Below are 26,438 nucleotides of genomic sequence, written 5' to 3'. Positions count from 1 at the left end.
TGTCGCCGCGGTAGAGGCATCTTGACTACGTTCCCCTGCGCCGCCGCAACCGCCGAGCGCCGCTACCAGTGCAGGCAGGACCAGCAGTCCCATGAGCCAGGGGTGACGTCTCATAACCTGCTCCCTTCGGCAGCCGGTCGAGCCCCCCAGGGTTCCACAGCCGGAACTCGGTGAGCCTCGCAACACGCTCGATCAAGAACGCCCCCTCAGCGAAGGGGCAACGCGCGAGATACCTTGCGGCGAGGCCTTGCCACGGCACGTTCGTGAGCAGGAAGCGAACTCGTCGGTTTGGAGAGTTTGGTAGCAAAAACACCCGTATGCGAGCGATGCAACCTGCATAGGCGATCTCGATGTGTGACCGCCCACCTAGTGTCCTGAGTCAGTAATTCGTTTGCAGTATGAGGCGAGTGACTCGAGGATCTGGTCGGCTGTCTTGGTCCAGATGAATGGCCTGGGGTCTTCGTTCCAGGTGGTGATCCAGGTGCGGATGTCCTTCTCCAGCGCCTGGACGGATCTGTGGACGCCGCGGCGTATCTGCTTGTTCGTCAGCTCTGCAAACCATCGCTCTACCAGGTTCAGCCAGGAAGAGCTCGTGGGTGTGAAGTGCATGTGGAATCTGGGATGGGCCAGGAGCCATGTCTTGATGTCGGCGGTTTTGTGCGTCGCGTAGTTGTCGCATACGAGGTGGACGTCGAGGTCGTGTGGGATCTCTTTGTCGAGCTTGGTGAGGAACTTCTTGAACTCCGCCGCGCGGTGACGGCGGTGGAGGGAGCCGATGACCTTCCCGGAGGCGGCGTCGAACGCGGCGAAGAGGGTGGTGGTACCGGCGCGGACGTAGTCGTGGGTGGCCCGCTCCGGCACCCCCGGCATCATCGGGAGGACCGGCTGGGAACGATCCAGGGCCTGGATCTGCGACTTCTCGTCCACGCACAGCACCAAAGCCCGCTCAGGCGGGTCGAGATACAGGCCGACGACGTCGTGAACCTTGTCGACGAAGAACGGATCCGTCGACAGCTTGAACGACTCGAAGCGGTGCGGCTGCAGCCCGAAAGCCCGCCACACACGCGAAACCGTCGACTGGGACAGGCCCGTCCTCTTCGCCATCGAGCGCGTCGACCAGTGCGTGGCGTTCTCCGGCTTCGACTCCAAAGTCCGCGCGATCAGATCCGCGACCTGCTCGTCCAAAACCGTGCGAGGCCGGCCCGGACGCGGCTCATCCTCCAACCCGGCAACCCTGTCGGCGAGAAAGCGCTTCCGCCATTTCGACACCGTCTCCCGCGTCACCCCGACCTCATCCGCGACCGCCTTCGTCGAGACCGGAAACCCGTCCTCACCAACCACTTCACACGCCAGCATCAAGCGGGCCCGAAGAGCCATGTCCTGAGCACCCTTCCGCCGCCGCACCCACCGCTCCAACTCCGCGCGTTCCGCAGCAGTCAGATCCAACGGCACAAGCTTCGGTCCCGGACGAGTCATTCCACAACCATAGGCGAATTACTGACTCAGCACACTAGTGACCTGAGTCAGAGATTCGGTGGCAGTAGGCGGCGACTTTGTCGAGGATTTCGTCGGCGGTCTTCGTCCAGGTGAAGGGTCTGGGGTGCTCGTTCCAGTTGGTGAGCCAGGATCGGACGTCCCGTTCGAGGGCCTGGACGGAGCGGTGGACGCCGCGCTTGAGCTTCTTTTGTGTGAGTTCGGCGAACCACCGCTCCACCAGGTTCAGCCAGGACGCACTGGTCGGCGTGAAGTGCAGGTGGAAGCGCGGGTGTGCCAGCAGCCACTTCTTGATCTCGGGTGTCTTGTGGGTCGCGTAATTGTCGAGGATCAGGTGGACCTGGAGGTCGGCGGGGACTTCCCTGTCGACCTTGGACAGGAACTTCTTGAACTCGGCAGCCCGGTGCCGGCGGTGCAGGGAGCCGATGACCCTGCCGGTCGCCACCTCCAGGGCGGCGAACAAGGTGGTGGTGCCGGCGCGGATGTAGTCGTGGCTGCGGCGTTCGGGAACGCCGGGCATCATCGGCAGGACCGGCTGGGAGCGGTCCAGAGCCTGGATCTGCGACTTCTCGTCCACGCAGAGGACCAGGGCCTTCTCCGGCGGGTCGAGGTAAAGGCCGACGACATCGCGGACCTTGTCGATGAAAAATGGATCGGTCGACAGCTTGAACGTCTGTGAGCGGTGTGGGGCCAGGGCGAACGCCCGCCAGATCCGCGAGATCGCTGACTGCGACATCCCCGTCGCCGCTGCCATTGACCTGGTCGACCAATGGGTCGCGTTCTTCGGTGTCTCCTCAAGGGTTTTGACGATCACCCTCTCGACGTCGGCATCGGTGATCTTCCGCGGGACACCGGGCCGCGGTTCGTCGCTCATGCCCTCCAGGCCGCGGTCAAGGAACCGCCGTCGCCAAGTGCGGACCGTCTCAGGAGCGATCCCAAGACGGCGCGACACCTCTGCGATCGAATGGCCTTCCGCGGATGCCAGGACAATCCGCGACCTCAGGGCTAACGCCTGAGCCGTCGAACGGCGCCGCACCCAACCCTCAAGCACAGCCCGCTGGGCCTCAGTTACAGACAACGGCGGGATCTTCGGTCCAGGACGGCTCACACACAACCAACGACGAACCTCTGACTCAGGTCACTAGGCCGTTTCCTTCGGATCATCTGATCGTTGGTCTGGTGTGTCGTTAACTGACGCGCAGTGGGCGCGGATCGAGCCGCTGTTGCCGGACCGGGCACCTCGGCGGGGTGGGCGGTGGCGTGATCACCGGCAGGTGATCGACGCGATCGCGTTCAAGTACCGCACCGGGAAACCGTGGATGGACCTTCCCGAGCACTTCGGCTCGTGGAAGGGCGCCCACAACCGCCGGCAGAAATGGGCCGCTGACGGCACCTGGGAAAAGGTCTTCACCGCGCTCCTGGCCCAGGCCGACGCCGAAGGCGACCTGGACCGGGTCGTCACAGTTGACCCGTGTCCGCACCGGCCGCGCGCACGGCATCACGGGTCTGCACCAGCTCTACCTGCTCCGCTCCACTCGCAGCGAGGATCGCGATCTTCTTGCCTGCAAGCTTTCGCCACTCATCAAGACTCCCGGGTAGATCAGACGTATGGATGTGCGACGTTCGTGACGACGTGTACCCGCCGGACCCGCGGGCCTCAGAGACAAGCGCCCGGAACTGCTGAAGGGCGACCGGGCACCCCAACCGGCATCCTCGACTACGAGCACGTGATCCGCATGGCGCCGGCTCTGAGGAAGGCCTGCGACGTTGCTGAACGCGCGACACTCTTCGCTGAGCTGCTCGCCGCAACCCACCACAGCGCCGTCCACGTGGAGATGCGCGTCCTACGCAGTGGGTGACGAAGCTGAGAACCCCCGGCCCGTACCCTGTGGCACCCCGTCCCGGCTTGCCTCTCACAAGCACTCCCCTAGCCCGGCAGCTTCTTCGCCCTGCCCCCTCGTGGCGAGCAGTACCACGAAGGCATCCACGGCGGAGGCAAGGAGGTGGGCTTTGCTGCCGAGCTCGATCAAGGCGATGTCAGCACGCGTGAAGTCGGCTGCGGGGAGGCCCCCGGGAGAGACAACTCCCGTAGTCGTGTCGCTACTCATAGTGAGAGAGCGTAGCGGTGCAGGTACCACCAGCCTCCCGCTCCTCGACAGCGGAAGTCAGTGGCGCGTCCTCACTGCTTCTCCTCCACGCGGATGACACGCCGTAGCTCGTCGGCCGCTGTGTGGCTCGCGCCCTCATGCTGCTCCAGCATTGCCGCCGCGATGGCGTCCAGCTTGCACTGCACGGCGCGCGCGTCACGCCGCTCGATGTTCTTCAGCAAAATGAGCAAGAGCAGGCTGACGGCCGTCATGACACCCCCCGCGAAGATCAGCCACGACACCTGCAAGTGCGCGAGGCGCACGGCGACCGTGCCAACGGACAGGAACACGCACAGAACGTAGAACAGCGGCGAGCTAGTGACATTCGATGCCCGCTCGGAGAAGACGGCGAACCAGCCGCGCCCGGTTCCGCTCCGGTCGGCGGGATGCTGAGTAGTCATGCCCGCCATGTTCGCTGCCCGGCGTCCACCGGGCCAATCCCTGGGCTGACGGGCGCGCCGGAGCCCTCCGTAGCTGGCGGAGCCCTCACATACACGAGCTGCCGACCCCGTTCTCTTACCCCGACCTCGTGGAATCGCCGAGGCCCAACCGCACAGACCGAGCGTCTTCGGGCCAGCGCGCCTGTGGGGCGCCCAGCAGCGCGTATACCTTCGAAGCCTAGGGGTACTGGCTCTGCCGCCGGATCGTCGGGGGTGCTCCGCGCCCGTGTGAACGCACATGCGGGGGACAACGCGATGGCGGCGGACCGACCTCCACCTCCGCCACTCGGGCCGTCGTCTACGGGAGAGATTCCGGTCGGCGCCCGAGGGTCTTACGCCCCCGCTCAGCGCGGTTACTTCGGCGATGGAGGCTCCGCCTCTGATGACTGGAGCGCGAGCCGAAGGCTCCGGGGTGTGTCCGGGCGCCGACGGCTTTGGATCCGTAGTGGGATCCTGGGGGCAGTGGCAGCGCTCGTAGCCGTCAGTCGGAGTGGGGGTCCGCGGGGCCGGTGTCTCCCATGCCCCTGCGGTCCTCATCAGTCCACTTGCGGGTGTCCCGGGGCTCGACATACGGCTCTTCCAAACTCCGGTGTCCGCCGATGATGGCGCGCTCCCGAGCCATCTCAGCGTCAAATTCGAGGCCCAGCAGCACTGCCAGATTGGTGATCCACAGCCAGACCAGGAAGATGATCACGCCGGCTAGAGCCCCGTAGGTCTTGTTGTACGAACCGAAGTTGGCCACATAGAACGCGAAGCCTGCGGAGGCCACCATCCAGATCAACAGCGCCAGCAGACTGCCGAGCGAGACGAACTTGAAGCCGCGCCCCTTAGCATTCGGAGCGCCCCAATACAGGAGCGCCAACATGATGGCCACCAGCACGACGAGGACGGGCCACTTCGCGATGGACCAGACAGTCATGGCGGTGTCACCCACGCCGAGTGCGGTGCCTAGCTGACGAGCCAGTCCGCCTGTGAGGACGACGATCAGAGCACTGATGCAGGCGAGGATCATCAGGGCCAGAGTCAGACCGACGCGGACCGGGAGCACCTTCCATGCAGGTCGGCCCTCAGGGAGGTCGTACACGGCATTGGAATTCCGGATGAACGCGGCCACATAGCCGGAAGCTGACCACAGGGCGACGAGCAGACCGACGATCGCCATCACCCAACCGGTTCCGCTACTCGACTGCAGCTGGGTCACCGCGTTCGTGATGACCTCCCGCGCCGCGCCAGGTGCAAGCTTTTGAATGTTATCAAGGACCGTTTGCGTGGCGGACTGGCCAGCGATCCCCAGCAAGGAAACAAGAGCGAGGAGGGCCGGAAAGAAGGCCAGGACCCCGTAGTAGGTCAGAGCTGCGGCCCGGTCGGGGAGTTCGTCCTGCTTGAACTCCTTCAACGTGCGTTTGAGGACCGCCCACCACGAGGACTTGCTTACCTTCGTCGGGGTATCTGGCACGTCGCGCTCCACCTGGGGATCTGGGCCCCCAGTGGCGTCAGCATCACGTCCGCTGCGCCGACTATCACCGTGTTCGCTGCGCTCTTCGTTCGACATAAGCCACAGATAACCTTAATAGTCACACCTTATGCGAGCGTATGAGGCGATTCTGGTGGCGCGGGTGTCACAGGTCGAGCCTGCAAGCGGCAATGTGGCGTGCGGCGATATGTCGATGCGGAAGCTTGAGCGCAAAGTGTGGGGAGCGACTCGACCCTGAAGTGGAAAAAAATCCCGCCTGCTAGCCCTCGCCGGCCGGAGCCTGGGGCTCACAGCCCTCGTCGAGGCCCAGCAACAGGCAAGTTCAGCTCAGGTACGCAAGTCCAGGACGGGGACGCGCACATTAGGGGCCAGCGCAGGCGGGCCGCTTCAGAGAGAGGCAGCGCCGCCCGCGCCGGCGGCAGGTCCGTCGGCACGGGGGGAGCCGTCGGATCCGCGGAGGCCGATGATCAGTCGGCTACTTCTAACTGCGCCACGGGGTGCTCGTTTGTCACACCCACAAGACGACGGCCTTGAAGGAGCGCATACGTCTGCACACAGCGCTTGGCCCAGCGCGGCAGCATGGCGCGACGCAGGCGTGGGCCAGCAGTCACCTCTTGTCTTGGCCACTGACTCGACCGCTCCCGACAGGGACGAGCCCCGCGCACCGGGGCGGCAGCGCGCCTCAGCGCGTCATTGCCTTCTCTTCGGGGCCAGACAGACGCAGGCCCGGCTGGGTGGGGGTGCCAGCCGGGCTTGAGCTTCTCGAAGCACCACCGAACAGTCGGGCCACAGCCCGGGACGGTGCGGTGCCAACGGCAGCAATGGCCCCGCGGATCGACCGAAGAACATCTGCGTTTGCCCTCAACACGGCGAACCTCCGACCTCCTCCGGCGCGGGGCGCCGGTTCCGCTTGCCGCTGCACGGCCGATCACCGGGCTGGTGCCCCGTGGTCGTCCGAGAAAACGTTCCGCCAGCTCAGGTTGGAGGGCCGCCAGCAGCCCAGGGCCTTGCGCAGCCTCAGCTTGTTCATCGTCGAGCGGCCCTCGACGTTCTTCGTCGCCCCTTGATACAGCTGGTCCTCCTTCGTGGGACCAGTTCGAGGGGGTGATCTGGCGTTTTCGGTCCGGTGCCCAATGGCGGGAGATGCCCGAGGAGTTCGGGCCCTGGACCACCGTCTACGGCCGGTTCCGGGTCTGGCGGGACGCCGGGGTCTTCACCGCGCTGCTGGAGGGCCTGATAGCCGAGGCCGCCCGGCAGGGGAAAACGGACCTGTCGCTGGTTAGCGTGGACTCCACGACCGCCCGCGCCCACCACGACGCCGCTGGAATGCATGTCGAACCCGAGATCCTGGGGGCCCTGGAGAAGGCCGTCAGGGAACAGGAACGGGCCCGGCAAAAGGGGGCACCGGGCGAGGGACAGAACGGGCAGAGCGCCGGAGGCGACCCCGCCCGACAAGAGCGGCGACACCTCCGGCGCAGACACAAAGCCCGCCTGAAGCAGGCCCTGCTCGGCCGGTCCAGAGGCGGACTGACCTGCAAGGTCCACCTCGCCTCCGACCGCAAGTGCCGTCCGCTGTCGATCATCCTGACCGCCGGGCAGGCTGCCGACAACCCGCAGTTCGTCCCCGTCCTGAGCAAGGTCCGCATCCGGCTGCCCGTCGGCCGGCCCCGTATCCGGCCCGACGCGGTGGCCGGCGACAAGGCGTACTCCTCTCGCGCCAACCGCGCCTACCTGCGCAGGCGCGGCCTCAAGGCCGTCATCCCGGAGAAGAAGGACCAGGCCGCGAACAGCAAGAGGCGCGGCAGCCGAGGCGGCCGACCCGTGACCTACGAGGCCGAGCTCTACAAGGACCGCAACACCGTCGAGCGCATGATCAACAAACTCAAAGCCTGGCGCGGCATCGCCACCCGCTACGACGAGACCCCCGAAAGCTACGACGCCGGCCTCCACCTCCGGGCCTCGATGATCTGGCTCAACGCCCTCACCTGGACAGCAGAGTGATCACGACCTGACACAGCCCCTAGGCGCCTGCTCCACCTCAGACGGAAAAGCCAAAACTGGGCACTGCACTGGGCCCGTGACCTACCCAGCGATGCCGCCAAGCCAAAGCAGACCGCGAGCCCAGGGCATGGCCACAAAGAGCCGGCCGCACAGCAGTTCCTCGCGCTCCCGAGCCGTCGCTGACGTTCCTCGGCGCTGGCTGCGTCAGCATGCCGCTGATGTGGCAGTGACGCATGGCGTCGAGGCAGGAAGACGTGCTTGAACTCCACGCCCTTGGGCCTGAGCACTCCCCACCATCAGCTGCTTCGCACATCCGCCGACGAAGAACACCTTCCGCCTGCGACGCGATCACCGCGTAGAAGGTCTGGTGCAACGCAGTCGACCCGACCTGAGCCTGAATTCATCCAACATGCCGTGAATTGGCCCCACTCCCCATCTGAGCACCAGAGCAACGCCCACCGCCGAGTGCGCTCTGACCGGCGGGGCCAGCTGCAGCGTCTCCAACTTGACCACACGCCGCCGCCATACTCGACGCGCTTCGCGAAAAGACCTTTGCCGGAACGAAGGGCTCTACCGCAACTGCCCGCCCGCTCACACGTCGCTTTCACAGGTCCTCGCGGGCCGCGTCTAAGGAATGTCCGCGTACTTGGTCGACCGCGTCCAAGTGTGCCTCGCGCACGACGTAACGGGTAATGCCCCAGCGACGCTCATGGTCGGCCATTGCGGCTCTGATCTCCTCCACAGTGCCGACCCACGCGTAGGGGGAAGCAAGCACCGTGGACGCATCGCAGTGAAGTCGCCGGGCGATCTCGTGGGCCGCACCCTCGGCGTCATCAGTGACTTCCACCATTTGTACAAGCGCTTCGCGGGCCGGGGCGTCGACCCGGCCCGCGGCTCCCCGCTCGATGAGATCGACCTGGCGGTCGATATCCGCGCCGCTCCAGCGCACCTCGTGCATGTGCCCGTCAGGCAGGGTGCGCCCCAGCCCGCTCAGCCCCACGACGTCCGCATGAGCCCCGGCCCAGCGCAACATGATCGTGTTGCCGCCCCCAAAGGTGAAGGGCACCCGGCGCTGGACCGGTCGGGGATCCGTGAGCCGCGCCTGGTAGGTCCGTACCTCGGGTCCATCGACGGTGATCGTCTCGCCTGAGAGGAGCGCGCGGCATGCCTCAGCCACAGCCTGGAAACGCCGGACGCGTCCTGCGACGTCGGGGCGCTTCTCCCCCAGCATGTCCCACTCGGTCGGGGTGTGGCCGGCGCCCAATGCCAAGCGAGCACGTCCGCTGGACACCAGATCGAGGGTGGCCACGTCCGACGCGAGCAGTAGCGGCTCACGGACGCCCGCCTGGGAAACGTAGGAGCCAACGCCGATGCGCTCGGTGACCGCCGCGGCGGCAGCCAGCGCGACGAATGGAGAGGCCGTGGTGCCCGGGTGGTCGGCTGCCAGCAGTGCGTCGTAGCCACCGGCTTCCAAGCGCCGGGCCAAAGAGATCCAGGAAGCGGCGTCCCGGGGCTGGGCCTGGACGGAGATGACCGGTGTTTGCATGTCCGGACACTACGGTCGTCGACCGACCATGGAAGAGCGTTGCGCGTATGGCGAAACCGATCCGCAAGATCGCCGATCACGGCCGCGTTGAGCGCCTGCTGAAGGATCTGGAAGGAAGGGCGCTGACGATCCTGACTTCAACAACCGGGTCCTGTGTTGCGTACTACGGAGGTGCCCTCTCACGTTACGGACGGGGAGGCAGTTCTCTTCGTCCAGCTCGCCGCGCCTGCACCCCCGCCATGCTCAATGAGCGGGGGCGTTGATCAGCTCACGGTTGCCCCGCCGCCGGCCCCCCGCTTCGGGGTCCGATCAGGAAGTAGCGGCTCGATCCGCGTCCACTGCGCGTCAGTCAATGGCACGCCCGGATCAGCGATCCGATGATCCGAACGAAACGGCCCAGCCGTGGGACCTGGCTGCCGCCTGGCATGTTCACGACCGATCGTCCCTGCGCCGCCGAGCCCGGGCGCCGCCGCCCCGCGGCGGCGCCCGTCAGGTTTCTCGGCGTCAATGCAGCACTCTTTCTTGAGCTGCCAGTTGGGCCAAGTGGTCACCGAAGCCGCCGACAGCCCGGGGATGCAGGCGGCTTGAGGTCTCTACAGGGCAGTCCGGGGTGCGCAGTACACGATGGCCGTTGCGTTCGAGTGAGCTCACAAGAGCGTGGTCCTCTCCTACGGGGAGAGCGGGGAACCCCCCGACCTTCTGGTATGCCTCGGCTGCCACTCCGAGGTTGGCGCCGTGCACATGGGGGTGACGCCAGGGCTCTCCACCGGCCGGGCGTGAAGCGAAGTAGAGCTCGTGGTGCCGGTCGGCGAGCTGGGGGACCGACGGCCACCGCGTCACAGTGACCGTGCCGATCACGGCCTCCCAGCCGGCGCGTGCCTGGTCGAGTTGGAACGCGAGCCAGTGGGGCGGGACGGCGCTGTCGGCGTCGGTGGAGGCGATCCAGGTCGCCTCGGCGGACGCCCCAAGCGTGGCCAGCGCGTCCTGCGCGGCGGCGGCGCGGGCCTTGCCGGGGTTTTGGGACCCCAGGTGCAGCACGCTCGCCCCCGCCGCACCGGCCACCTTCGCAGTGTCGTCCACGCAGGCATCCGCCGCGACGACCGTCAGGACGTGCACGTCCGCAAGCGCAGGATGCCGCGCGGCAGTTTGCACAGCGGCGAGTGCCCGCGGCAGCAGTTCCTGTTCGTTGTGCGCGGGGATGAGCACCGCGATCGTTTTTGGTTCCATATCAGCCCTTCCCTCTCCACCGGCGTGGGCCAATGGGCTGCCTAAGGAAGCGGTGTACCGCCGGTGGCGTTAAGGATTTCAGCGGTGATGTAGCTGGCTTGCGGTGAGGCGAGGAAGACGTAGGCGGGAGCCATCTCCGCAGGTTGGGCGGGCCGCCCCAGGGGAGATTGCTTGCCGAACGTAGTGGTGTCCGGGAGCGTGGCTGGGATCAGAGGGGTCCACACCGGCCCGGGGGCGACCGCGTTGACGCGGATGCCGTCGGAGGCCAACATCTGAGCGAGGCCCTGCGTGAAGGTGACGATGGCGCCCTTGGTCATCGCGTAGTCGAGCAGGTGCGGGCTGGGCTTGTACGCCTGCACGGACGCGGAGTTGATGATCGACCCGCCCTGAGGAATGTGCGGCACGGCCATTTTCGAAAGCCAGAACATGCCGTAGAGATTGGTGCGGACCACGCGGTCGAACTGCTCGGTGGTGATGTCACCGATGCCCTCCGGCTGTGACATCTGGTAGGCGGCGTTGTTGACCAGGATGTCGATCCTGCCGAACTCCGACACCGCGCGTTCGATGAGACGTGCGCACTGCTCTTCCTCACGGATATCGCAAGGGACAGCTACCGAGGTGCGCCCGGCTTCCTCGATGTGGCGGGAGGTCTCACCAGCCTCTTTGCCCTCCTCCGGGAGGTAGGTGAACAAGACGTCCGCGCCCTCGCGTGCGAAAGCCAAGCAGACCGCTCGCCCGATGCCGGAGTCACCCCCGGTCACCACGGCCTTGCGTCCTTCCAGAAGGCCGCTGCCCCGGTAGGACTCTTCCCCGTGGTCAGGCGGAGGGTCCATGGGCCCCGTCCAGCCTGGGTGGGCCTGATCTTGCTGCTCAAACTCCGGCTGAGGGTGCTTGGTAACCGGGTTCTGCTCGGCTTGGTTGTCGCCTGCCACGTCAGGCCTCCTTCATTGCCGTGCGAAAGGTGAGTCGCCCCTTACTGACGCGAGGGCGTTTGGGGCACTTCGGCCCCGGGCCTGCTCTGTTCGTCGGGGCAGAGTCCGGTCAGCTGGGCGGATAGGGGCGGTCGTTCAACAGACGGGACAAGTGCACCGCGTTGGTCGCAAGGGCCCGCGCCGTCGATGTGACGGAGTCCGGAGTCTGTTCGAGGTCCTGGTAATCCGTGCCCTGTTGGGCTTCGCCCACCCAGTAGGTGACGGCGCCCGGCGCGAGGGAGAATCCGAGATCGTTGAAACCTTGGAAGAGGTCGGCGCTCACCTTGTGCGCGCCGTCCTCGTTTCCGACGACGGCCACGAGGCCCACCTTGCCGTAGGTCAGCTGCCGGCCCTGCTCGTCGGTTTCGGAGATGTCGGCGTTGAGTCGCTCCAGGACTCGTTGGCACAGGCTGGAGGGATGGCCGAGCCAGATCGGGGTGGACAGAAGGACGATGTCGGCCTCCATGACCTTCTCCCGCAGGGTGGGCCAGGCGTCTCCTCCTCCCATGTCGCGCGCGACGCCGGGCCGGACATCGTGATCGGCGACCCGAATGGTCTCGCTTTCAACGCCGAGGCCAGCGAGCTCGGCCATGATCTGGTCCGCGAGAAGTTGACTGCTGGAGCGGGCGGGCGAAGCGTTGAGCGTACAGACGAGCGCGACAGCGCGAGTCATCAAGGGACTCCTCAAGAGTTGATACGCCAGGCGAGGCATGGCGTGGCTTCCGTGCTGGCCGGCGCTGGCCGTTCAGGGCGTGAGGACGGTCTTGATCATGCCGTCTTCCTTGGCCTGGAAGGTCTTGTAGGCGCGCGGCCCTTCTTCGAGGGGCAGCGTGTGGGTGGCGAAGTCGTCGACGCCGAGGACGTCGGCATCGTTGAGGAGCGGGAGGATGTCGGGCACCCACCGCTTGACGTTGGCCTGGCCCATGCGCAGCTGGATCTGTTTGTCGAACATGGTCAGCATCGGCATGGGGTCGATGGCGCCCCCATAGACGCCGATGACCGAGATGGTCCCGCCTCGGCGCACGGCATCGACGGCTGTGTTGAAGGCAGCCATGCTGTCCACGCCGGCGCGGCCCATCATCTTCTCCCCCAGCGCATCAGGCAGCAGGCCGGCGAACTGCTGGGCCGCCCTGGCCAGGGTGCCGCCGTGTGCCTCCATACCCACCGCTTCGATGACGGCGTCGGTGCCGCGGCCTTCGGTGAGGCTGCGAATTTCGTCGCCGACGCTCTTTCCGTGGTCGTTCAAATCCAGTGTGTGCACGCCCCGGGCGCGTGCCCGTGCCAGGCGTTCGGGGACGAGGTCCACGCCGATCACCTTGCTGGCGCCCTGGTGCAGGGCGATGCGGGCGGCCATGTCACCGATGGGGCCGAGCCCCAGGACAGTGACGGTCCCGCCCTGCGGGATGTCGGCGTAGGCGACGGATTGCCACGCGGTCGGTAGAACGTCGGAGAGGTAGACGTAGCGCTGGTCCGGCGGTCCGTGCGGCACTTTGACGGGGAGGGTGTTGCCGAAGGGGACGCGTAGCAACTCGGCTTGTCCCCCGGGGACTTGTCCGTAGAGCTTGGAGAACCCAAAGAGTGAGGCGCCCGTGCCTCGTTCGGTGACTTGGGTCGTCTCGCACTGCGAGTGAAGCCCTTGGCCACACATCCAGCATGTGCCGCAGGAGATGTTAAAGGGCACGACGACCCGATCCCCGACCGCCACGGCGGTGACCTCCGGCCCGACCTCCTCGACGATCCCCATCGGCTCGTGACCGAGAATGTCGCCCGGATCGAGGTAAGGCCCGAGCACCTCATAAAGGTGCAGGTCGGAGCCGCAGATCCCCGTCGACGTGACGCGGACGATGATGTCGGTCGGGTCCACGATCTTGGGGTCGGGAACGGTGTCAATACGAACGTCACGCTTACCGTGCCACGTCAAAGCCCTCATTAGGCGTCTCCTTCGCGGGTGCTCGGCAGGGCATTCTTATCCATTTTGCCCCTAATAGTCTCTGCCGGGAGTGGAGCACGCATCCTGCAGCAGGAAGAGACGGTCACCTTCCCCGTCCTGGGACCGGCCCCCCGGCGCGCTCACAGGCCGAGGAGGGAGTCGTCATGGACCTGAGCTCCCGGAAGCTGGTGGTATGCGGCGATCAGAGCCGCGTCCACGTCGGAGGTGCCGGTAGAAATGCACAGGGCACAGGCGACCTCGGATATACGTTCGCGCGGCTCTGCGTTGCCTCGTTCTGCATCTACCGCCTGCAGAGCCTCGTACTCGTCTACGAGCTTGCGCAGTACTGCCGGGTGGGCCATCAGCATGCCGGTCTCCTCAGTCTTGGGCTCCAACGTTCCTGGTGGGCACTCACGCCGGTACCCGGCATGCGAACACTCATGTCCCGTGGCGCGCGGAGACGAGTAACAAGCGCTCTTTTTAAGTCCAGTTGGGCCCCCCTTCCCGGGCATCTCTGCAAGGGGGTGTCGTGGCCCTCGCGTGTCTCCGTCCGCTGGGTTCCAAGTCAGGCGGCCTTGGCGGAGACAAGGGTCTCCACAATCTGCTGACGGGCACGCATAGCTTCCGCAGTGGGCCACAGGGGGTAGGCGTGGACGTCGCCCGCTGCCTCGTGGAGGTCCATTTCGACACCGGCGGCCCTCGCGAGGTCGCGGAAGCGATGGGTTTCCGCCGAGAGGATGTCTCGGGTGCCGATGAATACGGTGGTGCGGGGAAGACCCGACATCTCGCCGTTCACTGGGCTGACCACCGGGTCGGCCGGGTCGAGACCGCCTGCCCAAAGGGCCCCGGCGAACCGCAAGGGCTCCGCCGCCAGCAAGGGGTCGTGGGGCTCGATGTCCGGAACAGCCGGATGCCCCAGCGTGATGTCCAGCCACGGAGCGATCAGCACCAGTCGGTCGGGCAGCCTGCCGCCGGTCTCTCGCAGTCGCTGCGCAATCGCAAGGGCCATCCCGCCGCCGGCGGAATCACCCATGAAGAAGGTGGGGCCGCTAGCTCGCTCCGTCAACGTGGCTGCCAGGGCGGTGATCTTCGGGAGGACACTGGTCGCGGTGCCGCGTGGGGCGAGGGGGTAAATGGGGACGGTGACACGCGCCGGTACGTCGCGGGTCAGCTGCTCGATCAGGCTCCAGTGATTGGAGCCGATCTCCTCGATGTAGGCCCCGCCGTGGAGATAGAGCACCTCTGCCTGCGGATTTCTGTCGCCCTTGGTGCTCTGGGAGCTCTTGTGGCGGGCGCTGATCTCATAGCACGGCCATCCGTTACGGAAGTCGAGAGAGATCTCGCAGGTGCGGCCCAGCTTCTTGGGCGGCGCAAAGGAGGCGGGGTATTGGTACTGCTTCTCCACCTTGCGTCGCACCTCGGTGGAGTCGCGGTACCCCAGCTTCTTCCCCAGCGCGGTCATGGTGAGAAGGAGCGCGCGGCTACTGATGCCGGGCATGGTTGAGTCACCTCCAGGTCGCTGCAGGTTTTGGAAGCACGACTGCCTGCGCGTCGAACAGGGCGCTGCCGCAAGGCAGTTGCACTCCCCCAGGCTCCGTAGACATGCAAATGAACGGGGCCGGTCGAAGGGGGCCGTCGGGTCGAGCCAGCCAGTACCGCGGGGGTGAGCCCCGTCAGCGCCATAGAGCGCCTTGCGCCCCTGCCTGGTCTTCGCTCGGTTACCGATTCGACTGCCCTGCACGCGCCCAGACATTCCCATCGGCCTCCCGTGGCGCGCCGAAGTGCATCGAGACGGTCGCGAGACTCACCCTCCCAATAGGCCAGGTGGGCGAACGACCACGAGCGACATGCCGCAGACACCCGTTTCGGGCTCCTTCGGAGAGACCGGGGACTTAAGGGTGCACGAGATGCTTCGGTACTAATTGACATAAACTGGGCGTAATGCACACGAGGCGATTAGGTGTGCCGGGTGGCGTGCGGGCCCTTCAGCGTTGCAGGCGCTACCAGGCCGCCCTCTGGCGTGGACGGGGCTCATAAGCCTTGACGCGGAGTTCGCTGCGTTAGCAGCGGGTCGGCGGGTACGCGGCCTACACCGCAGGCCAATGCACGCTAGAGGAGAACCGGTGAGCGAGAAGAACATCTTTGTGATCGGCCTGGATGAGGGCAATCTGCCGACCTTGCGAGAGGTGCCGGGGGCGGAGAAGTACCGTTTTCATGGTCTGCTGACTATGGAGGAGCTACAGGTCGGCGAGGTGTCCGTCGCTGGGTTGCTGGAGAAGGCGCAGGGTGTACTGGACAGCTTCGACGGGAGTATCGACGCGATCGTCGGCTACTGGGACTTTCCCGTCAGCACGCTCGTACCGCTTCTGAGCCAGCGCTACGGCACGCACAGCACCAGCCTGGAATCGGTGGTCAAGTGCGAGCACAAGTACTGGAGCCGGCTGGAACAGCAGAAGGCCATCGCAGAACACCCCCGGTTCGGCCGGGTCGATCTGGAGGCGGCAGACCCGAAGCCCCCCGAGGGCGTCCGCTTCCCGATGTGGCTCAAGCCCGCGCTCTCCTACTCCTCGGAGCTGGCCTTCGGCGTCAAGAACGAAGAAGAATTCCGCGACGCCGTGGCAGAGATCCGCGAGGGCATCAGCCGTATCGGCCGACCGTTCGAGTACATCCTCGACCAACTGGAACTCCCTCCGGAGATGGAGGGCGTCGGCGGACAGGTGTGCCTGGCCGAAGAAGCGATAACCGGCATCCAGGTCGCGGTGGAGGGATACGTCAGGAACGGCGAAGTGAAGGTCTACGGAACGCTGGATTCCATCAATTACCCGGACAGCTCGTCCTTCCTGCGCCACCAGTACCCCTCAGCCCTTCCCGAGCCCGTGGTGCGGCGGCTGCGCGATGTCTCCGAACGGGTGATGCGGCAGATCGGCATGGACGCTGCGACCTTCAGCATCGAGTACTTCTATGATCCACAGACCGACGAGATCAACCTTCTGGAAATCAACCCGCGCCACTCCCAGTCGCACGCAGAACTCTTTGAATACGTCGACGGGGTGCCCAACCACCACTGCATGCTCAGTCTCGCCCTCGGCGAAGACCCCAGTCTGCCCGACGGTGCCGGTCCCTACACCCACGCCGCCAAGTGGTACTTCCGGTGGTTCGCGGACGGGCTGGTGCACAGTGTGCCCACTCAGGAGGACATCGACCGCATCGAGCGGGAGATCCCGGGCGTCCGGCTGCACATGGTCCCGGAGGAGGGCCAGCGCCTGTCCCGGATGCCCGAACAGGACAGCTACAGCTTCGAACTGGCCCACATCTTCACCGGAGGGGACGGCGAGGAGGACATGCGGGAGAAGTACGACCGCTGTATAGCCGCCCTCAGCCGCGCCCTGTCGGCCACCGCTCCCGGAACCGAGGCTGAACCGACCGCAGGCTGAGACCCGACGCCCCCCTGACGCGAGAGACGAAGGAGAGAGCAGGCCGCATGCGCTTCGTGAGCACCCTGCCCTACAGGACGACGGAAGAAGAACACGTCGCCATCCCGATGACCGACGGCACCCGCCTCTCGGCCCGGATCTGGCGTCCGGTCTTCTCGGACCGGGAACCGGTCCCGGCGATCTTGGAGTACATCCCCTACCGCAAGCGCGACCTGTCCGCCGTACGCGACTCCATCCACCACCCCTACATCGCCGGGCACGGCTATGCCTGCGTCCGCGTGGACTTGCGTGGCACCGGCGAGTCCGAAGGGGTGCTGCGGGACGAGTACCTGGAACAAGAGCAGGCCGATGCCGAAGACATCCTCGCCTGGCTGGCGGACCAGCCATGGTGCGACGGCAGCACCGGCATGATGGGCATTTCCTGGGGCGCCTTCGCCGCCCTTCAGGTGGCGGCGCGCCGGCCGCAGAGCCTGCGCGCCATCGTCATTGCCTCCTTCACCGACGACCGGTACGCCGATGACATGCACTACATGGGTGGTGCCATGCTCTCCGACAACCTGGCCGAGGCGGGCACCATGTTCGCCTACGCCACCTGCCCGCCGGACCCGGCGCTGGTGGGCGAGCGCTGGCGCGAGATGTGGCACGAGCGGCTGGAGAACTCCAAGCCCTGGGCGCTGGAGTGGCTGCGGCACCAGCGCCGCGACGCGTACTGGGAGCACGCCTCCGTCTGCGAGAACTACCAGGACGTGCGCTGCCCGGTTCTCGCCTCCAGCGGCTGGGCAGACGGATACTCCAACGCCGTGACCCGGCTGCTGTCCCACTTGGACGTACCGCGCAAGGGGCTGATCGGCCCGTGGTCGCACAAGTTCCCACACCTGGGCGAACCTGGCCCCGCCATCGGCTACCTCCAGGAGGTCGTGGCCTGGTGGGACCACTGGCTCAAGGGCGTCGACAACGGCGTCATGGAAGGCCCGATGCTCCAGACGTGGATGCAGGAAAGCGTTCCGCCGTCCACCTCCTACGAAGACCGGCCCGGCCGCTGGGTGGGCGAGCCGACCTGGCCCTCCCCCCACATCCAGCCCGCCATCCACCCCCTCAGCCGGCACCGCATCGGCGCTCCGGTCACGGAAGGCACCGGTGGCACGGAAGGCGATGCGCTGACCGTGCAGTCACCACTGTCCGTAGGGCAGTTCGCCGGCAAATGGGCTTCCTACAACGCACCACCGGACCTGCCCTACGACCAGCGTGAAGAAGACGGCGGCTCACTCGTCTTCGACTCCGCCGTCCTCACCGACCCGGTCGAGATCCTCGGTTCCCCCACCGTCGACCTGGACCTGACGGCCAGCGAACCGGTGGCGATGGTGGCCGCCCGGCTGTCCGACGTCGCACCCGACGGCCAGGCGACCCGCGTCACCTACGGACTGCTGAACCTCACCCACCGCGACGGCACTGGAGCGCCCGAGCCGCTGGAGCCCGGCACGCGCTACCGGGCCACCGTCCAGCTCAACGGCGTCGCCCAGGCCTTCCCGCCCGGCCACCGCATCCGGCTGTCGCTGTCCACCTCCTACTGGCCGCTGGCGTGGCCGCCACCCAAGCCGGTTCTCCTCACCGTCCACGAAGGCTCCAGCAGCCTCACGCTCCCGGTACGCCCCACACCAGAGCCCGACCACCTCCCGCAGCGCCCGTTCGGCGAACCCGAAGGCGCGCCTCCCCTCGCCAGCACCCAGCTGACGCCCCCGGAGCAGCGCTGGGAAGTCAAGCGAGACCTGATCGGCTACCACTCCGAGCTGGAGATCGTGAAGGACCGCGGCACGGTGCGACTGGACGACATCCGCCTGAACACCGGGCTCCGCGCCTACGAGCGATATGCGGCCGTCGCCGACGACTTCACCTCCGTATCCGGCGAGGCGGCCTGGACCATGCGTTTCCAGCGCGACGACTGGGACGTGCGGGTCGAGACCCGGACCGTGCTGCGGTGCAGCGAGTCCGAATTCTTCATCGACGCCACCCTGGACGGCTTCGAAAACGACCGCCGGGTCTTCTCGCGCACCTGGAACGAGACACTGCCACGCGACCACCTGTGACACACCGGGCGCCCGCATGCTCCAGCACGGCGCTCAGCGGTCGCGGACGGATGTGGTCCAGCCGTCCGGCTGTACCGTTCGGTACTGCACCGCGCCCGGCCGCATTTTTCCCTAGTTGAACTCATATGGCCACTATTCTGTAGGTGGGAGATTATCGGCGGTCTGCAAGGTCAACGGAGAGCCCGCTGGAGGTTGCCCGGGTTTGACTCACAGAGGGGCGGGCAACTCCGGAGGCGCGTCGCAGGCGCGGCCAGGCGGTCGGCGCCGGAAGATGGCCGACGAAGAGGGGCGTACCAAGGGCGCCGCGCGCGTACGCCGCGAAGGGAGAATCATGAGCGATCAGGACGACGACCGGCTGCCACTCGCGGACTTCGACCAGCTGTCGCTCGGCGCACTGGAGAGCCGGATTCGCAGTCTGAGCTCCGGGCAGTTGGAAAAACTCCTACACCACGAGAGCGGGCACGCGAACCGTGTCCCGGTGGTCGAGGTGCTCCGGGCTCGCATTGACCAGTTGGCCGCCGGTGCCGAGCCCTCGCCGGGCAGTGAACGAGGCAATAGCGACAGGCCCCCTAACGGTTCGACACGCGGGGGTTCTCCGGTCTCTCCGGCCACCGCGACGGATGTCAACCCGCCGCCGCACGGCACGCCGGAGCAATCGGGGAAGCCCAAGGGCGACCGTCCCTTGTGACGGTCGCTGGGAAGGAGAAGCCCATGCCTGAGCCGGGAAGCAAGGCGTACGACAAGAAGCGCGCGCAGCTGCGCAAGGACGCGGAGCGCGAGGGCGTGCCGGACAAGCACGCCAACGAGGAGGCCAACGAGAAACTCCAAAAAGAGGAGAACCAGCGATCGAGCGGCCCGCGGACCGAGCGTGGCAAGGGCCCAAAGGGCGAGCGAAGCGGCGGTGGGTGATCGCACCGAGGTCCCCCCGCGCATTGCAAGCTTCCGTCACAGCCGTTGTACGACCGGCCCTGACCTGGTACTCACCTCGCCAGCCGGCCGCGGGCTAGGAGAGGCACCATGACGGTAAAGGTCATCGAGGGGAGAGGCACGACCGCATGCCCCGCCGGCTTCTACGCGCTGTACGAGGGCTCCGGCTACAACGAGGCCGCCCCGGAATGCCGGCGCGTGCTGATCGCGGGCGAGTCAGTTCCGGACCACGGGCCTACGCCTTCGACGCCACGGCCGACTCCCTGGTGAATCTGAGCCCCTACACAGTGGAGCTGTACGAACAAGCCGTCGGACCGGGGAACACCTGACCTTCGGGCCCACCATCTCCCCCAGGGACCTCGGCGGTTTCGACACCGAAGCAGGCCGGAGCTGGAGCCATCGCGCTTCCTGCACGAATGCGTTCAGGCTGGGACCCACCCGCCAGCAGCCTGGCGCGCACCATCAGGAGGAGGTGCGCCTGCACGCAGCGGAGCACACTGCGGAGCGCGACAGTGATAAGGGAACCAGCCGCACTGCGAGTGATACCCCCTGAGCCTCTTGGAGGAAGCCACCGCAGCCGGGAAGCGGCGCGGCGCCAGCTAGGCAGCAGTGTACGACGGACCCCCGCACCTGCCCTCGTGGCGGTCTCGCCGCCTACCGGCGGGCGGCCGTGGGCTGCCAATGCTGCCTTCTTGTTCGCGGAGCCCGAGAGAAGGATTTCGGCGCTGGCAAAGCCTCGGCGCGCGTAGCGCTCGTTGGAGGCAGCTAGATAGTCAGGAGGGGTGGTCAGCGCCAGGGGCCGCCGGGCGGCCATGCCGCCTCCCTACGGCCGGCGTTGGAGAAGGCCGGACGAGGAGCAGGCGTACTTCAGCCGTCAAGATCGGTGAGGTTCAGGACAAACACAACGTGCGTCCACCACCAGCAGGTCCATGACCGGCCTTCGCAGCTCTGGCCCGACAACGGCGGTGAAGGCATGCGGACATAAGACTGAACGTGTGATCTTGTACTGACGGGCCTGCCCTGAGGTTTGTGAGGAGCTCACAGGGCACCCGAGCGCGGAGAACGCCAGCACACACTCGCAGGAGGTAGGGAGTCGCAATGACCGGCAACAAGGACAAGGACGAAAAGTCCCCCAGGACTGCCACCGAAGAGGTCTTGGACGAGTTCGAGGCCTCACAGGTAGACGGCGAACGAACCGGTGCTCAGCAGGGCAAGGAAGGGGATGCACTCACCACCAACGAGCAGGCGCAGGAGTCTGCCGCGAAGGACAAGGACGCCGAGTGAAGACCCTCGTCAAGGCTTGCCTAGGCAGATAGCCGCGCTGGACTGTGCCCGCGCCTAGGCCGTTTCCTTCGGATCATCTGATCGTTGGTCTGGTGTGTCGTTAACTGACGCGCAGTGGGCGCGGATCGAGCCGCTGTTGCCGGACCGGGCACCTCGGCGGGGTGGGCGGTGGCGTGATCACCGGCAGGTGATCGACGCGATCGCGTTCAAGTACCGCACCGGGAAACCGTGGATGGACCTTCCCGAGCACTTCGGCTCGTGGAAGGGCGCCCACAACCGCCTACGGAAGTGGGCCGCTGACGGCACCTGGGAAAGGGTCTTCACCGCGCTCCTGGCCCAGGCCGACGCCGAAGGCGACCTCGACTGGGTCGTCGCTGTCGACTCCACCGTCGTGCGCGCTCACCAGCACGCTGCCGGGACCCGTCAAAAGGGGCCCCGGACCGCGAGCCTGCCGACCATGCCCTCGGACGGTCCCGCGGCGGACTGACCACGAAGGTCCACCTCGCCGCCGACAGCCGCTGCCGCCCGCTGGGCTTCGTCATCACGCCCGGTCAGTCCGGGGACGCACCCGCATTCGCCCAGATCATGGCCCGCATACGGGTGCCCCGGCCGGTCGGCCGGATCTCCTCGGTATGGAACAGAACTGGCGGCAAGTTCTGCACGTGGCTGAACATTAACCGTGACGGCGCCGCGTGGCCGGTAGGGAACTGGCGGGGCGACACCTCCCAGTACAACCGAAACGACAACATCAGCTCCGTGTGGGTACCGACAACATCAGCTCCATGCTGATCACCCCGCCCGGGTCGACCCTGCTCAGGGACTAGGTCCGTCTCAAAGATCATCGGTCGGTGAGTTCATGGCGGCGTGATACGCCGCTATGAACTCATGGACCAGAAGTAGGAGTTATTCGCTCCGCTGATACCTCGGGCCTTGCGCTTGAGCGCTGACTGCACGGGACGCCGGCCCTGTTCCGTGCGGATTCCTCCTCGGGGAGGGAGTCGCTCGTTGCCCGGACGAGTGAGGTTTGGCGCTTTCGGGGTCTCAGGGAGGTGGCGGCGACGGAGGCGCAGGCGACTGCGGCGATGCCTAGCCACTGGGACCGGTCGAGGTGCTGGCCGAGGACGAGCAGGCCGAACAGGGCGCCTGCGGCCGGCTCCAGGCTCGTCAGTACGCCGAAGATGCGTGGCGGAATCCGGCGTAAGGCTTCCAGGTTGAGCGAGTACGGGAGCACGCTGGATACCACTGCCACGACGGCCGCCACCCAGAGGACGTGCGGGTCGAGCAGGCCGGTGCCGGCGTGTGCGATGCCGTAGGGGGCGCTGAGCAGCGCCGCCCAGGCGATTGCCACGGCCAAACCTTGGCCGCCGCTGAGGCGGGTGGCCATGCGGGCGGAGACCAGGATGTATCCGGCCCAGCAGCAAGCGGCCGTTGCGGCCAAGGTGAGGCCGACCGCGGGCAGGGAGGTACTGCCTCCGCCGCTGAGCAGGAGTACGCCTCCTGCTGCCAGGCATGCGGGGAGCAGGTCGAGCGCGCGGCGGGAGCCGGCCATGGCGATGGCGAAGGGGCCGAGGAACTCGATCGTGGCGACGGCCCCGAGCGGGATGTGGTTGACGGCTTCGAAGAAGGCGATGTGGTGTCCGGCGAGCAGGGTTCCGGCGGCGAGCACGGTCTTCCAGGCTCCCTTGGCCGACTTGAGTGCTTGGCGCCGAGGGCGCCACAGCACGCAGAGGATCAGGCCCGCGATGAGGAGCCGCAGAAACACCACGCCCGCCGCTCCTGCCTGGGGGTAGGCGCTGGGGGCGAGGGCCGCTCCGAACTGGATCCCGCTCACTCCGGCCAGTACGAGGCAGGGCGCGGGTACCTTGCCTACGGCGGCGGAGAGTCCTTGGGTCGTGCTGCTTTGCTGCATTTCACCGTCCGTTGCTCTGATCCCGGGGAGGATGCCCGGGTCGACTGGGGGCGGTTGGCGAGATCAACTCCCTGCTGCCGAATGTTCAACCGGAATCGAACATTAGCAATGTAAGATGGAGATCGAACATTCGGCAAGAGTGCGAAGGCCCTGGAGGAGACAGAGGGATGTCGAAACAGGCTGAAACCGCAGGGCACCGACCGGCCCCCGTCCACACCCACCCCGACAACGTCCCCGTTCTCACCGCCCTGTCGGCCCTCGCGGACCCTGTGCGTATCCAGCTGGTCCGCACCTTGGCGGGCCACCCCGACTGGACGCTCAGCTGCAGCAACTTCGACGTGTCCGTCGGCAGAGCCGCCAAGAGCCACCACTTCTCCGTCCTGCGCGACGCCGGCCTCGTCGAACAGCGCGACCAGGGCACCAAACGACTCAACCGACTGCGCCGCGAAGAGTTCGACACCCGCTTCCCCGGTCTCCTCGACCTGGCCCTCCGCGCCGACTGAGTACTTCCGTTCGGACCATCGGCAGACCGGAGGAAGGTGCCTGCGATGTGGAGTTCGGCCCGGAAGACGGTCGCGGTGGCCTGGGGCCGTTGGACGATGGGCGGACATCCAAGGAGAGAGGGAAGCCATGCGGTTCAGACGCGCTCTGGAGCGGAGGGGGATGACGGGCGATTTGGGGCACAGGCGCCGACGCCGCTATCCCGGCGCGGAAATCGCCGGGGTCAGTCACTCAGGGAGCTGAGGCGTGCGAGGCACCTGTGCTGTCTCCTCCGGGATCGCGGGCCGCTCCCGCTTGGTTGGTGAGCCCGGCGACGGCGAACACCGCCACGAGCAGGACCGCGCCAACCGTGAAATTTCTCCTCGCCGAGTCGGCCGTAACCCCCGCGAGGAGGAGCAGGACGCCGAATCCGGTTCGTCCATCTGCCCCTGTTCACAGCCAACTCGGGGTGCAGTAGCTGCACAGAATCTGGCATCAGGACAGAAGGCTGTGGACACAGCTGGTGGAACGGCTCAGGTGTCTGGTCGGATCACGTGCAGGGCGCCATCGATCGCGGCAAGCGATGGTGAGCCGGGGGCTGCTGAGGGTCTGGTAGTCGTATACGCGTTGGCCTGCGCCTTCCCCGGCGGCGGCGGGGGTTCACGAGCAGGCTTACGTAAACCGCTGATGCCCCCAGCAAGGCCCATTACTCAGCACCGCCGCCACCGCCCCGTGCCTGAAACACGTACGCGGCCCGGATACCGTCCTGCCATGACAGACGAAGACCCTGCCGACTACGTCGCCGCATGTTCCATCACCCCGCATCTGGTGGAGCAGATCATCAGCCTGGCGCAACTGCCGTTGGGCGACTGGGCGGTCTCCGATGCGGCGATGCGGCATCTGGGCTGGTGCGAAGGCGGCGACGACTTGCCGTTTGAAGACACGCTCGTCACCGCCGAGGGGCACCTCGCCTATCCCGGAGACACCCTTGCCCTGGCGTTCGCCAAATTTTACTGGGTCGACAACGACGCCTGGGGCGAGGACTTCTGGGGCACATTGCCTGGCTGGTCCAGCCACGCCAACGCCGGACGTGAGGTGTTCGACGCCTGCATCGACGCGGCTGTCGCGGCGTTCACCCAACGGCTCGGTCCACCGGAGCGCGACATCACGGCCGAAGGCGGCACCCTGGCCATGGGAGACGGCGACTGGCGCCACGCCGCTTGGCGTTGCGGGGAGAACTTGCTCGTCGTCGGCCCACGCCATGAAGCACTCTCCTACTTCCAGTTCGAGGAGGCCGTCGTCTACATAGGCCCGATCGAGGCGGCCGCTCCGCTGCCTGCTCTCGGCGACTTCGTCTCCTGACCACCATCCGGCGGCCCGCCCCGGACGGCCGCGTGCACAGCGGGACCGCCCGGCCACCCGGTCCCGCTGAACGGCCAGGTGCCTTCCAGGTGCTCGGCAGCGAACTCAGTGCTCTCCTCCGTGGTGAATGCTTGGCAGTCACGCCACCAGGGCGCAACCAGGTCCCGTACGGAGCCCAGGAGGCGCGTGCTCGACCGGCTGGGCAGTTCCATCGGCTCCTGCCGCGAGTCCGCGTATTTCTTGTCGTTCCCGGAGCTGAACCGCATCGAGCGGGTCTGACGATCGGTGAAGTGCGAAGACATGCCGATCCGCCGCTCAGCCCAACAACCGGTTCCTGACCGCGGCGAGGACTTCCGTTCGGCTGCGCGGGCCGTTGTCGGCTGCGATGAGGTGGTCGCCGATGCGCAGTGAGAAGGTGATCAGGCAGCGGGCCTCGACGTCGTCCTCGTCGGGGCAGAAGGCCCGGTAGAGCTCGCGCAGGTAGTCCATGCGCCGGTTGTCGGCCCGGCGGAGGTAAAGCGCGACGTTTTCGTCGCGCCGGGCCCAGTCCCGGATCGCGAGCTCGACCCCGGCGCCGGTCACGGGCATCTCGCTCGTCTCCACGAAGTCGAAGAGACGCCCGAGCCGGTCGCGGGCGTCGCCCCCGTCGCGCTCGATCCGCTGGATGACGTCCTCGGTGACCCCGCGTTCCCAGGTTTCGAGCATCTCCTCCAGCAAGGCGGCGCGGTTGCGGAAGTAGCCGTAGAAACCGCCCTTGCTGACGCCGAGCGCCTGGGCGAGGACCTCGACCCGGACGGCCTCGGGGCCGCCGCCGGCGAGCGCCCGTAGCCCTTCCTCGATCCACTTGTCCCGCGGCGTACGGATCGCGCCCATTCCGTGTCTCCCCTCACATGCCAGCCAAGTATACGCAGCCGTATAGATGGGTCTATGCTCGACCTATACGCCACCGTATAGACAGGGGCCCGTCATGAGCGATCTGCGCCTTCCCGCAACCGACCACACCTCCCGCCCCTGGCGGATCCACGAGATCGCCGGCGACTTCCGGCTCGAGGATCTGTGGGCGCTGTCGACGCCGGGCGGCCCGGACGACCTGCACCACCTGGTCCAGCAGATGGCGGACGGCAAGGACGGCCCGGACGGCGGCAACCCCGTGGGGCGCTCCCTTTTCGCGGTTCGCTGGAAGCTCGGCGCGATGCTCGGCTGGGACAAGGCGGACTCGGGTGTCGGTGGCCGGGTGGCAACCCTGCGGGACCGGCTGCCGGACGACCTGCGCGAGGGACCGCGCGGGCCCGACCTCAGCGAGGCGCCCTTCACATCGGTCTTCCAGACACACGATGAGTGGGCCGCCGAGTACGCCAACAAGACCATGCACGGGGTGATGCACATCGGCTGGGTCTCCGACGGGAACGGCGGCTACCGCGGCCAGATGGCCGTCCTGGTGAAGCCCAACGGCCGCCTCGGCTCCCTGTACATGGTCGGCATCAAACCTTTCCGGTACCTGGGGGTGTACCCGGCCCTCATGCGGTCGATCGGCCGGGAGTGGCGAGAGAACGCGGCGCGCCGAACGGCACGCTGACGCCTTTCATCCCCGTAAAGCAGACTCCACCCAGCCCCCGCTCCTCGCGCACCGGCGGGGCTAGGGCGTGTCCGCAAAGTCATGGGAGCCACAGTCGGAGGCAGGCGAGGGTGACCAGGGCTTTGTAGTGGTGGGCTCGTTTGTCGTAGCGG

General features: G+C 66.8%; 23 protein-coding genes and 4 pseudogenes. 12 read left to right on the top strand and 15 right to left on the bottom strand.

Features of this window, described 5'->3' with window-relative positions:
* Window positions 1-366: 366 nt before the first annotated feature.
* Both ACH4FH_RS36875 and ACH4FH_RS36870 read right to left on the bottom strand, forming a co-directional pair.
* Window positions 367-1,476 (bottom strand): IS630 family transposase, encoded by a 1,110-nt coding sequence (locus tag ACH4FH_RS36875; RefSeq protein WP_398560344.1) that lies wholly within the window; start codon window positions 1,474-1,476, stop codon window positions 367-369.
* Window positions 1,477-1,510: 34 nt separating this feature from the next.
* Window positions 1,511-2,602, bottom strand: coding sequence for an IS630 family transposase (locus ACH4FH_RS36870; protein WP_398560343.1), 1,092 nt, complete (start codon window positions 2,600-2,602; stop codon window positions 1,511-1,513).
* Between the two features lie 73 nt (window positions 2,603-2,675).
* Here ACH4FH_RS36870 and ACH4FH_RS36865 point away from each other — a divergent pair, with 73 nt between their 5' ends.
* Window positions 2,676-3,353 (top strand): transposase, encoded by a 678-nt coding sequence (locus ACH4FH_RS36865; protein WP_398560342.1) that lies wholly within the window; start codon window positions 2,676-2,678, stop codon window positions 3,351-3,353.
* Window positions 3,354-3,673: 320 nt separating this feature from the next.
* Here ACH4FH_RS36865 and ACH4FH_RS36860 read toward each other — a convergent pair whose 3' ends face one another.
* The 4 genes and pseudogenes from ACH4FH_RS36860 to ACH4FH_RS36845 all read right to left on the bottom strand — a co-directional run.
* Entirely contained in the window at window positions 3,674-4,042 is a 369-nt protein-coding gene (locus ACH4FH_RS36860) for a low affinity iron permease family protein (RefSeq protein WP_398560341.1), read from the bottom strand.
* Between the two features lie 520 nt (window positions 4,043-4,562).
* Complete coding sequence (locus ACH4FH_RS36855; RefSeq protein ID WP_398560340.1) at window positions 4,563-5,633, bottom strand: YihY/virulence factor BrkB family protein; 1,071 nt, start codon at window positions 5,631-5,633, stop codon at window positions 4,563-4,565.
* 676 nt (window positions 5,634-6,309) lie between these two features.
* Window positions 6,310-6,423: pseudogene (locus tag ACH4FH_RS36850) on the bottom strand (LPFR motif small protein); the annotation flags it as partial.
* Between the two features lie 126 nt (window positions 6,424-6,549).
* Window positions 6,550-6,648, bottom strand: a pseudogene (locus ACH4FH_RS36845) (plasmid stabilization protein); the annotation flags it as partial.
* On the opposite strand from ACH4FH_RS36845, the pseudogene ACH4FH_RS36840 reads away from it, so the two are divergent.
* A pseudogene (locus tag ACH4FH_RS36840) lies at window positions 6,645-7,556 on the top strand (IS5 family transposase); the annotation flags it as partial. The pseudogenes ACH4FH_RS36845 and ACH4FH_RS36840 overlap by 4 nt on opposite strands.
* Window positions 7,557-8,160: 604 nt before the next feature.
* Here ACH4FH_RS36840 and ACH4FH_RS36835 read toward each other — a convergent pair.
* From ACH4FH_RS36835 to ACH4FH_RS36805, 7 genes are all read right to left on the bottom strand, one after another.
* Entirely contained in the window at window positions 8,161-9,102 is a 942-nt protein-coding gene (locus ACH4FH_RS36835; RefSeq protein ID WP_398560339.1) for an LLM class flavin-dependent oxidoreductase, read from the bottom strand.
* 504 nt (window positions 9,103-9,606) lie between these two features.
* On the bottom strand, window positions 9,607-10,329 hold the full coding sequence (locus tag ACH4FH_RS36830) for a glycosyltransferase (protein WP_398560338.1): 723 nt from the start codon (window positions 10,327-10,329) through the stop codon (window positions 9,607-9,609).
* A 41-nt stretch (window positions 10,330-10,370) separates the two neighbouring features.
* Window positions 10,371-11,261, bottom strand: a complete 891-nt coding sequence (locus ACH4FH_RS36825; RefSeq protein WP_398560337.1) for an SDR family oxidoreductase — start codon at window positions 11,259-11,261, stop codon at window positions 10,371-10,373.
* Window positions 11,262-11,370: 109 nt separating this feature from the next.
* A complete protein-coding gene (locus ACH4FH_RS36820; protein ID WP_398560336.1) occupies window positions 11,371-11,973 on the bottom strand; it encodes a flavodoxin family protein in 603 nt (200 codons plus the stop codon).
* A 72-nt stretch (window positions 11,974-12,045) separates the two neighbouring features.
* Window positions 12,046-13,230 carry a zinc-dependent alcohol dehydrogenase gene (locus tag ACH4FH_RS36815; RefSeq protein ID WP_398560335.1) on the bottom strand — a complete coding sequence of 395 codons (1,185 nt, stop codon included), beginning with the start codon at window positions 13,228-13,230 and terminating at the stop codon, window positions 12,046-12,048.
* 140 nt (window positions 13,231-13,370) lie between these two features.
* The gene (locus ACH4FH_RS36810) at window positions 13,371-13,625 is read right to left on the bottom strand and encodes a DUF5133 domain-containing protein (protein ID WP_398560334.1); all 255 of its coding nucleotides are present in this window, start codon (window positions 13,623-13,625) and stop codon (window positions 13,371-13,373) included.
* Window positions 13,626-13,795: 170 nt separating this feature from the next.
* Window positions 13,796-14,728, bottom strand: coding sequence for an alpha/beta hydrolase fold domain-containing protein (locus ACH4FH_RS36805; RefSeq protein ID WP_398560333.1), 933 nt, complete (start codon window positions 14,726-14,728; stop codon window positions 13,796-13,798).
* Window positions 14,729-15,332: 604 nt separating this feature from the next.
* On the opposite strand from ACH4FH_RS36805, the gene ACH4FH_RS36800 reads away from it, so the two are divergent.
* The 7 genes and pseudogenes from ACH4FH_RS36800 to ACH4FH_RS36770 form a co-directional block, all read left to right on the top strand.
* Window positions 15,333-16,664, top strand: a complete 1,332-nt coding sequence (locus tag ACH4FH_RS36800; RefSeq protein ID WP_398560332.1) for an acetyl-CoA carboxylase biotin carboxylase subunit family protein — start codon at window positions 15,333-15,335, stop codon at window positions 16,662-16,664.
* Window positions 16,665-16,711: 47 nt separating this feature from the next.
* Window positions 16,712-18,748, top strand: coding sequence for a CocE/NonD family hydrolase (locus ACH4FH_RS36795; protein ID WP_398560331.1), 2,037 nt, complete (start codon window positions 16,712-16,714; stop codon window positions 18,746-18,748).
* Between the two features lie 331 nt (window positions 18,749-19,079).
* The gene (locus ACH4FH_RS36790; protein ID WP_398560330.1) at window positions 19,080-19,436 is read left to right on the top strand and encodes a hypothetical protein; all 357 of its coding nucleotides are present in this window, start codon (window positions 19,080-19,082) and stop codon (window positions 19,434-19,436) included.
* A 23-nt stretch (window positions 19,437-19,459) separates the two neighbouring features.
* Complete coding sequence (locus ACH4FH_RS36785) at window positions 19,460-19,657, top strand: hypothetical protein (protein ID WP_398560329.1); 198 nt, start codon at window positions 19,460-19,462, stop codon at window positions 19,655-19,657.
* Window positions 19,658-19,765: 108 nt separating this feature from the next.
* Window positions 19,766-19,945: a hypothetical protein gene (locus ACH4FH_RS36780; RefSeq protein ID WP_398560328.1), complete on the top strand. Its 180-nt coding sequence runs from the start codon at window positions 19,766-19,768 to the stop codon at window positions 19,943-19,945.
* Between the two features lie 828 nt (window positions 19,946-20,773).
* The gene (locus tag ACH4FH_RS36775; RefSeq protein WP_398560327.1) at window positions 20,774-20,959 is read left to right on the top strand and encodes a hypothetical protein; all 186 of its coding nucleotides are present in this window, start codon (window positions 20,774-20,776) and stop codon (window positions 20,957-20,959) included.
* 94 nt (window positions 20,960-21,053) lie between these two features.
* A pseudogene (locus ACH4FH_RS36770) lies at window positions 21,054-21,577 on the top strand (IS5 family transposase); the annotation flags it as partial.
* 265 nt (window positions 21,578-21,842) lie between these two features.
* On the opposite strand, the gene ACH4FH_RS36765 reads toward ACH4FH_RS36770, so the two are convergent.
* Window positions 21,843-22,868 (bottom strand): EamA family transporter, encoded by a 1,026-nt coding sequence (locus ACH4FH_RS36765; RefSeq protein WP_398560326.1) that lies wholly within the window; start codon window positions 22,866-22,868, stop codon window positions 21,843-21,845.
* A gap of 167 nt (window positions 22,869-23,035) precedes the next feature.
* On the opposite strand from ACH4FH_RS36765, the gene ACH4FH_RS36760 reads away from it, so the two are divergent.
* The gene (locus ACH4FH_RS36760; RefSeq protein WP_398560325.1) at window positions 23,036-23,371 is read left to right on the top strand and encodes an ArsR/SmtB family transcription factor; all 336 of its coding nucleotides are present in this window, start codon (window positions 23,036-23,038) and stop codon (window positions 23,369-23,371) included.
* A gap of 748 nt (window positions 23,372-24,119) precedes the next feature.
* Window positions 24,120-24,710 carry a hypothetical protein gene (locus tag ACH4FH_RS36755; protein ID WP_398560324.1) on the top strand — a complete coding sequence of 197 codons (591 nt, stop codon included), beginning with the start codon at window positions 24,120-24,122 and terminating at the stop codon, window positions 24,708-24,710.
* Between the two features lie 315 nt (window positions 24,711-25,025).
* On the opposite strand, the gene ACH4FH_RS36750 is transcribed toward ACH4FH_RS36755, so the two are convergent.
* Window positions 25,026-25,583: a TetR/AcrR family transcriptional regulator gene (locus ACH4FH_RS36750; RefSeq protein ID WP_398560323.1), complete on the bottom strand. Its 558-nt coding sequence runs from the start codon at window positions 25,581-25,583 to the stop codon at window positions 25,026-25,028.
* A gap of 94 nt (window positions 25,584-25,677) precedes the next feature.
* Here ACH4FH_RS36750 and ACH4FH_RS36745 point away from each other — a divergent pair, with 94 nt between their 5' ends.
* Window positions 25,678-26,286: a DUF2867 domain-containing protein gene (locus tag ACH4FH_RS36745; protein ID WP_398560322.1), complete on the top strand. Its 609-nt coding sequence runs from the start codon at window positions 25,678-25,680 to the stop codon at window positions 26,284-26,286.
* Window positions 26,287-26,438: the final 152 nt, after the last annotated feature.

Source organism: Streptomyces sp. NPDC017993 (genome assembly GCF_044328065.1).
Lineage (GTDB): Bacteria > Actinomycetota > Actinomycetes > Streptomycetales > Streptomycetaceae > Streptomyces.
Note: the sequence above shows the minus strand (reverse complement) of the source record. Positions and strands in the feature narration are given on the sequence as shown.

Bases quoted from the DNA above. Each gene is read 5' to 3' on its own strand.
- ACH4FH_RS36875 (WP_398560344.1), bottom strand. From the start codon at position 1,476: ATGACTCGTCCGGGACCGAAGCTTGTGCCGTTGGATCTGACTGCTGCG.
- ACH4FH_RS36860 (WP_398560341.1), bottom strand. From the start codon at position 4,042: ATGACTACTCAGCATCCCGCCGACCGGAGCGGAACCGGGCGCGGCTGG.
- ACH4FH_RS36855 (WP_398560340.1), bottom strand. From the start codon at position 5,633: ATGTCGAACGAAGAGCGCAGCGAACACGGTGATAGTCGGCGCAGCGGA.
- ACH4FH_RS36835 (WP_398560339.1), bottom strand. From the start codon at position 9,102: ATGCAAACACCGGTCATCTCCGTCCAGGCCCAGCCCCGGGACGCCGCT.
- ACH4FH_RS36830 (WP_398560338.1), bottom strand. From the start codon at position 10,329: ATGGAACCAAAAACGATCGCGGTGCTCATCCCCGCGCACAACGAACAG.
- ACH4FH_RS36820 (WP_398560336.1), bottom strand. From the start codon at position 11,973: ATGACTCGCGCTGTCGCGCTCGTCTGTACGCTCAACGCTTCGCCCGCC.
- ACH4FH_RS36815 (WP_398560335.1), bottom strand. From the start codon at position 13,230: ATGAGGGCTTTGACGTGGCACGGTAAGCGTGACGTTCGTATTGACACC.
- ACH4FH_RS36805 (WP_398560333.1), bottom strand. From the start codon at position 14,728: ATGCCCGGCATCAGTAGCCGCGCGCTCCTTCTCACCATGACCGCGCTG.
- ACH4FH_RS36800 (WP_398560332.1), top strand. From the start codon at position 15,333: ATGCACGCTAGAGGAGAACCGGTGAGCGAGAAGAACATCTTTGTGATC.
- ACH4FH_RS36795 (WP_398560331.1), top strand. From the start codon at position 16,712: ATGCGCTTCGTGAGCACCCTGCCCTACAGGACGACGGAAGAAGAACAC.
- ACH4FH_RS36790 (WP_398560330.1), top strand. From the start codon at position 19,080: ATGAGCGATCAGGACGACGACCGGCTGCCACTCGCGGACTTCGACCAG.
- ACH4FH_RS36785 (WP_398560329.1), top strand. From the start codon at position 19,460: ATGCCTGAGCCGGGAAGCAAGGCGTACGACAAGAAGCGCGCGCAGCTG.
- ACH4FH_RS36780 (WP_398560328.1), top strand. From the start codon at position 19,766: ATGACGGTAAAGGTCATCGAGGGGAGAGGCACGACCGCATGCCCCGCC.
- ACH4FH_RS36775 (WP_398560327.1), top strand. From the start codon at position 20,774: ATGACCGGCAACAAGGACAAGGACGAAAAGTCCCCCAGGACTGCCACC.
- ACH4FH_RS36765 (WP_398560326.1), bottom strand. From the start codon at position 22,868: ATGCAGCAAAGCAGCACGACCCAAGGACTCTCCGCCGCCGTAGGCAAG.
- ACH4FH_RS36760 (WP_398560325.1), top strand. From the start codon at position 23,036: ATGTCGAAACAGGCTGAAACCGCAGGGCACCGACCGGCCCCCGTCCAC.
- ACH4FH_RS36755 (WP_398560324.1), top strand. From the start codon at position 24,120: ATGACAGACGAAGACCCTGCCGACTACGTCGCCGCATGTTCCATCACC.
- ACH4FH_RS36750 (WP_398560323.1), bottom strand. From the start codon at position 25,583: ATGGGCGCGATCCGTACGCCGCGGGACAAGTGGATCGAGGAAGGGCTA.
- ACH4FH_RS36745 (WP_398560322.1), top strand. From the start codon at position 25,678: ATGAGCGATCTGCGCCTTCCCGCAACCGACCACACCTCCCGCCCCTGG.